The sequence below is a fragment of the Methylibium sp. genome (assembly GCF_031393925.1).
Taxonomy (GTDB): domain Bacteria; phylum Pseudomonadota; class Gammaproteobacteria; order Burkholderiales; family Burkholderiaceae_C; genus Methylibium.
In genome coordinates, this window is sequence record NZ_JANMWL010000109.1 from 1 (window position 1) to 5,997 (window position 5,997).

At 68.7% G+C, this 5,997-nt stretch carries 7 protein-coding genes; 5 read left to right on the forward strand and 2 right to left on the reverse strand.

The window, feature by feature from the left end:
* A partial coding sequence (murJ, locus tag RMO12_RS06380; RefSeq protein ID WP_309638646.1) for a murein biosynthesis integral membrane protein MurJ occupies positions 1-916 on the reverse strand: 916 nt, incomplete at its 3' end.
* 134 nt (positions 917-1,050) lie between these two features.
* On the opposite strand from murJ, the gene rpsT reads away from it, so the two are divergent.
* Positions 1,051-1,344, forward strand: a complete 294-nt coding sequence (gene rpsT / locus RMO12_RS06385; protein ID WP_309624829.1) for a 30S ribosomal protein S20 — start codon at positions 1,051-1,053, stop codon at positions 1,342-1,344.
* Positions 1,345-1,464: 120 nt separating this feature from the next.
* On the opposite strand, the gene RMO12_RS06390 is transcribed toward rpsT, so the two are convergent.
* On the reverse strand, positions 1,465-1,809 hold the full coding sequence (locus RMO12_RS06390; protein ID WP_405029631.1) for a DUF3579 domain-containing protein: 345 nt from the start codon (positions 1,807-1,809) through the stop codon (positions 1,465-1,467).
* A 187-nt stretch (positions 1,810-1,996) separates the two neighbouring features.
* Here RMO12_RS06390 and RMO12_RS06395 point away from each other — a divergent pair, with 187 nt between their 5' ends.
* From RMO12_RS06395 to RMO12_RS06410, 4 genes are all read left to right on the forward strand, one after another.
* Entirely contained in the window at positions 1,997-3,223 is a 1,227-nt protein-coding gene (locus tag RMO12_RS06395; RefSeq protein WP_309638647.1) for an aspartate aminotransferase family protein, read from the forward strand.
* Between the two features lie 4 nt (positions 3,224-3,227).
* Positions 3,228-4,172 (forward strand): ornithine carbamoyltransferase, encoded by a 945-nt coding sequence (gene argF, locus RMO12_RS06400; protein ID WP_309638648.1) that lies wholly within the window; start codon positions 3,228-3,230, stop codon positions 4,170-4,172.
* 41 nt (positions 4,173-4,213) lie between these two features.
* Entirely contained in the window at positions 4,214-4,846 is a 633-nt protein-coding gene (gene kynB, locus RMO12_RS06405) for an arylformamidase (protein ID WP_309638649.1), read from the forward strand.
* Positions 4,847-4,926: 80 nt separating this feature from the next.
* A partial coding sequence (locus RMO12_RS06410) for an aminotransferase class V-fold PLP-dependent enzyme (protein ID WP_309638650.1) occupies positions 4,927-5,997 on the forward strand: 1,071 nt, incomplete at its 3' end.

Sequence of the window (5,997 nt, forward strand, 5' to 3'; positions counted from 1 at the left end):
CCTGCGTGGCCGACAGCTGCGGCAGCAGCACCACGCCGAGCGCCACGCCGAGCAGCGCGGTCGGAAACTCCATCAGCCGGTCGGCGTAGGTCAGCCACGACACGGCGCCCGCGCCGATCTGCGTGGCAATCTGGGTGTTGATGAGCAGCGAGATCTGCGCCACCGACACGCCCAGGACGGCCGGCGCCATCTGCTTGAGCACGCGCTTGACGCCCGGATGCCGCCAGGCAGTGCCGAGCGCCGCCGGCCCGAGCCCCAGACGCGGCAGCGCGCCGATGCGCAGCAGGGCCGGCACCTGCAGCGCCAGTTGCAGTGCGCCGCCGACCATCACGCCGATGGCCAGCGCATAGATCGGCTCGACGCCCCAGCCGGCAAAGCGCGGCACCAGCCACCAGGCGGCCAGGATGACCGCCAGGTTCAGCAGCACTGGCGTCACCGCGGGAATGGCGAATCGCCTCCAGGTATTGAGAATGCCCGCCGACAGCGCCACCAACGACATGAAGCCGATGTAGGGAAACATCAGCCGCGTCATCACCACCGCCGCGTCGAAGCCGCCGCTCTTTTGCAGCCCCTGGGCCATCAGCCACACCAGCAGCGGCGCGCCGACCACGCCGAGCACGCAGGTGGCGAGCAGCGCCCACAGCAGCACCGTGGCGACCGCGTCGATGAGCGCATGGGTCACGGCGTCGCCACCCTCGGCGCGGCTTTGCGCCAGCAGCGGCACGAAGGCCTGCGAGAACGCGCCTTCGGCGAACAGCCGGCGCAGCAGGTTGGGGATGCGAAAGGCGACGTTGAAGGCGTCGGTCATGACGCTGGCGCCGAACGCCGCGGCAATCATCTGCTCGCGCACCAGCCCGGTGATGCGCGAAGCCAGCGTCAGCAGGGACACGGTGGACGCGGCGCGCAGCAGGTTCATCGAATCAGGTTTCGCGAGAGCCGCGCGGGTCGAAGGCGGTCGGGACAGGGCGGGCGGATTATAGGAAGCGGGCGGCCGCGCGAATTCGCTTTGATATACTTGCGGGCTTCCCACCCGGAACCCCCTTTTACACAATGGCCACCTCCTCCAAAGTCAAGAAATCGGTCCGCATCGCGTCGGGCCGCAAGCGCGTGCGCCAGGACGTGCGCCTGAACGCCGCCAACACGTCGCTGCGCTCGAAGTTCCGCACCGCGATCAAGGGCGTGCTCAAGGCCGTCGCCGCAGGCGACCAGCCCAAGGCCGCCGAGACCTTCAAGACCGCTCAGAAAGTCATCGACTCGATCGCCGACAAGGGCCTGTTTCACAAGAACAAGGCCGCGCGCCACAAGAGCCGCCTGTCGGCCAAGGTCAAGGCGCTGGCGGCCTGAAGCCGCATCCGGGTGAAAGCAAAAAGGCTCCTTCGGGAGCCTTTTTTCTTGCGCGTTCGACCGATCGAGCCACGGCGCCGCGGGTGCCGTTTGTCCACGCCCGCCCGCGGGCACCCTTTGTCAGCGCCGGTCGTCGGGCAGCAGGCAGGCGTCGGCGACCTGAAGTTGGTTGTCGCGCGCGAAGTTCATGACGAAATCCCAGGCCATCGGCTCGAGCTCGCGCAGCGCTTCGCTGACGACGACGCACTTCACGCCGTTGATGACGTTGGGCACGCAGTAAGGCGAGTAGCCGATCGGCCCCGAGCGGCCCACCCGCGCGCCACCCGGGCGAAAGGTCGACATCGCGCCGGCCAGTCGCTCGGCCCAGTCACTGGGGCGAAAGACACGGCCGTCCAGGGTGATGCCCTGGATGAAGGCTTGGCGGGGAGGTGGGTGGGAGATGGCGTTGGGCACGGTTCGAAGCACGATGCCGGCTCGTGGTCGGCAGCGGATGCAATCGATTGTGCTGCGGCGCAGCATGGGCAATCGGCATGCGAGTGCGATGGCCGGCGCCTGCCGTGCGGCCGAAGCGCGTCCTTAGAATCGAGCCAGCGCAGTTGCCGTGAACGGGCTGCGCGTTTTTGATGACGCCAAGCCCACCAGGAGCGCGCCGATGAACGCCCCCGAAGCCGTGCCGACCGGCACGCCGATGCCTTCGCACGTGATGAACACCTACGGCCGCCTGCCGTTCGCGCTGGCCTACGGCCGAGGCTGCCGCGTGTGGGACACGGACGGCCGCGAATACCTCGACGCGCTCGGCGGCATCGCCGTCAACACGCTCGGCCACGCCCACCCCAAGCTGGTGGCGGCGTTACAGGATCAGGTGGGCAAATTGATTCACTGCTCCAACTACTACCGCGTGCCCTTGCAGGAAAAACTGGCGACGCGGCTGTGCGAACTCTCGGGTCTGACCAATGCCTTCTTTTGCAACTCGGGTCTCGAGGCCAACGAGGCGGCACTGAAGATCGCGCGCAAGTTCGGCCACGACAAGGGCATCACTCGCCCCGAGGTGATCGTCTACGAGCAAGCCTTTCACGGCCGCTCGATCGCCACGCTCTCGGCCACTGGCAACGCCAAGGTGCAGGCCGGCTTCGGGCCCTTGGTGGAGGGCTTCGTGCGCGTGCCGCTCAACGACGTGGCGGCGATCGAGGAAGTGGCCAACACGCGGCCGGGCGTGGTGGCGGTGTTCCTGGAAGTGATCCAGGGCGAAGGCGGCGTCAAGCCGGCCACGGTGGACTATTTGCAGGCGGTGCGGCGCCTGTGCGACGAGCACGACTGGCTGCTCATGCTCGACGAGGTGCAGTGCGGCATCGGCCGCACCGGCAAGTGGTTTGCGCACCAATGGGCCGGCATCCAACCCGACGTCATGCCGCTGGCCAAGGGCCTGGGCTCGGGCGTGCCGGTGGGTGCGGTGGTGTGCGGCCCGCGCGCGGCCGGTGTGCTCGGCCCGGGCAACCACGGCAGCACCTTTGGCGGCAATCCGCTGGCGATGCGCGCGGGCGTGGAGACGCTGGCGATCATGCAAGCCGAAGGCCTGCTCGCCAACGCGGCCGCGGTGGGCGCGGCGTTGAAGGACGGCCTCGCGCGTGAACTGAGCGGCGTGGTCGGCGTGAGCGACATCCGCGGCCAGGGCCTGATGATCGGCATCGAGCTGGCGCGCCCCTGCGGCGAGCTGCTCGGGCGCGCCGCGAGCGCCGGCCTCTTGATCAGCGTGACGGCCGAGCGCGTGATCCGGCTGGTGCCCCCGCTGATCATGACCTTGGCCGAAGCCGCGCAGGTGGTGCAGCTCCTGGCGCCGCTGATCCGGCAGTTTCTGGCCGAGCCGGCGGCCAAGGAGTAGCGCCATGAAATCCGGCACCGCCCCGCTCGAGCCCCCGCTCAAGCATTACCTGCAGTTCAAGGACTTCAGCGCCGAGGAATACGCCTACCTGTTCGAGCGCGCCGCGGTCATCAAGCGGCGCTTCAAGAACTTCGAGAAGTACACGCCGCTGGTGGACCGCACCTTGGCGATGATCTTCGAGAAGGCGAGCACGCGCACGCGCGTGAGCTTCGAGGCCGGCATGTACCAGATGGGCGGATCGGTCGTGCACCTCACCACCGGCGACAGCCAGCTCGGCCGCGCCGAGCCGGTGGAAGACAGCGCGCGCGTCATCAGCCGCATGGTCGACCTGGTGATGATCCGCACCTACGAGCAGGCCAAGCTCGAAGGTTTTGCGGCGCACTCGCGCGTGCCGGTCATCAACGGCCTGACCGACGAATACCACCCCTGCCAGATCCTGGCCGACGTGTTCACCTTCATCGAACATCGCGGCCCGATCGAAGGCAAAACCGTCGCCTGGGTCGGCGACGGCAACAACATGGCCAACACCTGGTTGCAGGCGGCCGAAATCCTCGGCTTCACGGTCCACCTGAGCACGCCGGGCGGCTACGAGGTCGACCAGGCGGTCGCGGGCATTTCAAACCGTGCTTGCTACAAGCTCTTCAAGAACCCGCGCGAAGCCTGCCGCGGCGCCCATCTGGTGACGACCGATGTGTGGACCAGCATGGGCTTCGAGGCCGAGAGCGCAACGCGCCAGCAGGCCTTTGCCGACTGGTGCGTCGACGCCGACATGATGTCCGCGGCCCGACCCGACGCGCTCTTCATGCACTGCCTGCCGGCACACCGCGGCGAAGAGGTCGCGGCGGACGTGATCGACGGGCCGCAGTCGGTGGTGTGGGATGAGGCCGAAAATCGCATGCATGCGCAAAAGGCACTCATGGAATACCTCTTGCTCGGGCGCATCGGCTGACAAGGTAAACGGGCCGCGATAAAGGCTCCTTGGCGCGCATCGTGAAACTCAGACTCTGGGACATCTCGCCACCGGTCGATGCGCGCGCGCCGGTCTTCCCGGGTGACACGCCGTACACGCAACGTTGGGTGGCCACGCTCGGCCCCGGCTCGCCGGTCAACGTGAGCGCGGTCACGCTGAGCCCGCATGTGGGCGCGCATGCCGACGCGCCGCTCCATTACGACGCCGCGGGTGCGGCCATCGGCGGCGTGGCGCTCGAGCCCTATCTTGGCGTTTGCCGCGTGATCCATGCCATCGCGTGCGGGTCGCTCGTCGAATGGCGGCACGTGGCGCACGCACTGCACCAGCTGCCGCCGCGCGTGCTACTGCGCACCTACGAACACACGCCGCAAGATCGCTTCGATGACGCGCTGTGCGCCCTGGCGCCCGAGACCATCGAGCGCCTGGCCGACCTTGGCGTGCAGCTGATCGGCATCGACACCGCCAGCATCGACCCGGCCGCGAGCAAGACCTTGCCGAGCCACCAGGCGGTCCGTCGACGCGGCCTGCGTGTGCTCGAGAACCTGGTGCTCGACGACGTGCCCGAAGGCGACTACGAACTGATCGCGCTGCCGCTGAAGTGGGTGACGGCCGACGCCTCGCCCGTTCGCGCGGTGTTGCGCGAACTCGCATGACGACGCGGTGTTGCGCGAACTCCCTTGACGGTGCGGTGTTGCGCGAACCCCCATGACGGCGCCGCAATGAGAGCCGCGCCATGACCACCACGCGCGAGCAATGCGTCGCCCTGGACGCTGCCGATGCGCTGGCACCGTTGCGCGACAGCTTCGAGCTGCCGCCGGGCACGATTTACCTCGATGGCAACTCGCTCGGCCTGCTGCCCCGCGCCACCCCCGCGCGGGTGCAGCACGTCGTGCAGAGCGAGTGGGGCCACGGCCTGATCGCGAGCTGGAACAGCGCCGGCTGGATCGATCTTCCCGAGCGCGTGGGCGACAAGATCGCGCGCCTGGTCGGCGCCGCGCCGGGTGAGTTGGTGGTGGCCGATTCCACTTCGGTCAATCTGTACAAGGTGCTCAGCGTTGCCCTCGCGATCGCGCGCGCCGACGCGCCCGGGCGGCGCGTGATCCTCTCGGAACACAGCAACTTTCCGACCGATCTCTACATCGCCGAGAGCCTGGCGCGTGAACGCGGCTTCGAGCTGCGGCGGGTCGAGCCCGACGAGATCACCGCGCAACTCGGCGACCAAACCGCGCTGCTGCTGCTCACGCAAGTCAACTACCGCAGCGGCCGCCTGCACGACATGGCCGCACTCACCGCCGCCGCGCATGCGACGGGTGCGCTCGCGGTGTGGGACCTGGCGCATTCGGCCGGCGCGCTGCCGGTGGACTTGAATGGCGCCGCCGCCGACTTCGCGGTGGGCTGCGGCTACAAGTACCTGAACGGCGGACCCGGCGCGCCGGCCTTCGTGTGGTCGCATTCGCGCCACGCCGCTCGCATGGACCGTGACGACATCCGGCAACCGCTTTCGGGCTGGATGGGTCATGCGGCGCCGTTCGAATTCACGCCCGGCTATCGGTCCGCCGCCTGCAGCCGGCGCTACCTGTGCGGCACGCCACCGATCCTGTCGCTCGCCGCGCTGGAATGCGGCGTCGACAGCGTGCTCGCCGCCGAACCGCTGGGCGGCATGGCCGCGCTGCGCGCCAAGTCGATCGCCCTGTGCGATCTGTTCATCGCGCTCGTCGAGACGCGCTGCGCGGGCCATGACCTGGTGCTGGCCTCGCCGCGCGACGCCGCCGAGCGCGGCAGCCAGGTCAGCTTCACCCACACC

Excerpts from the sequence above, each read along its gene's own strand:
- rpsT (WP_309624829.1), top strand. The coding sequence starts at position 1,051 with ATGGCCACCTCCTCCAAAGTCAAGAAATCGGTCCGCATCGCGTCGGGC.
- RMO12_RS06395 (WP_309638647.1), top strand. The coding sequence starts at position 1,997 with ATGAACGCCCCCGAAGCCGTGCCGACCGGCACGCCGATGCCTTCGCAC.
- argF (WP_309638648.1), top strand. The coding sequence starts at position 3,228 with ATGAAATCCGGCACCGCCCCGCTCGAGCCCCCGCTCAAGCATTACCTG.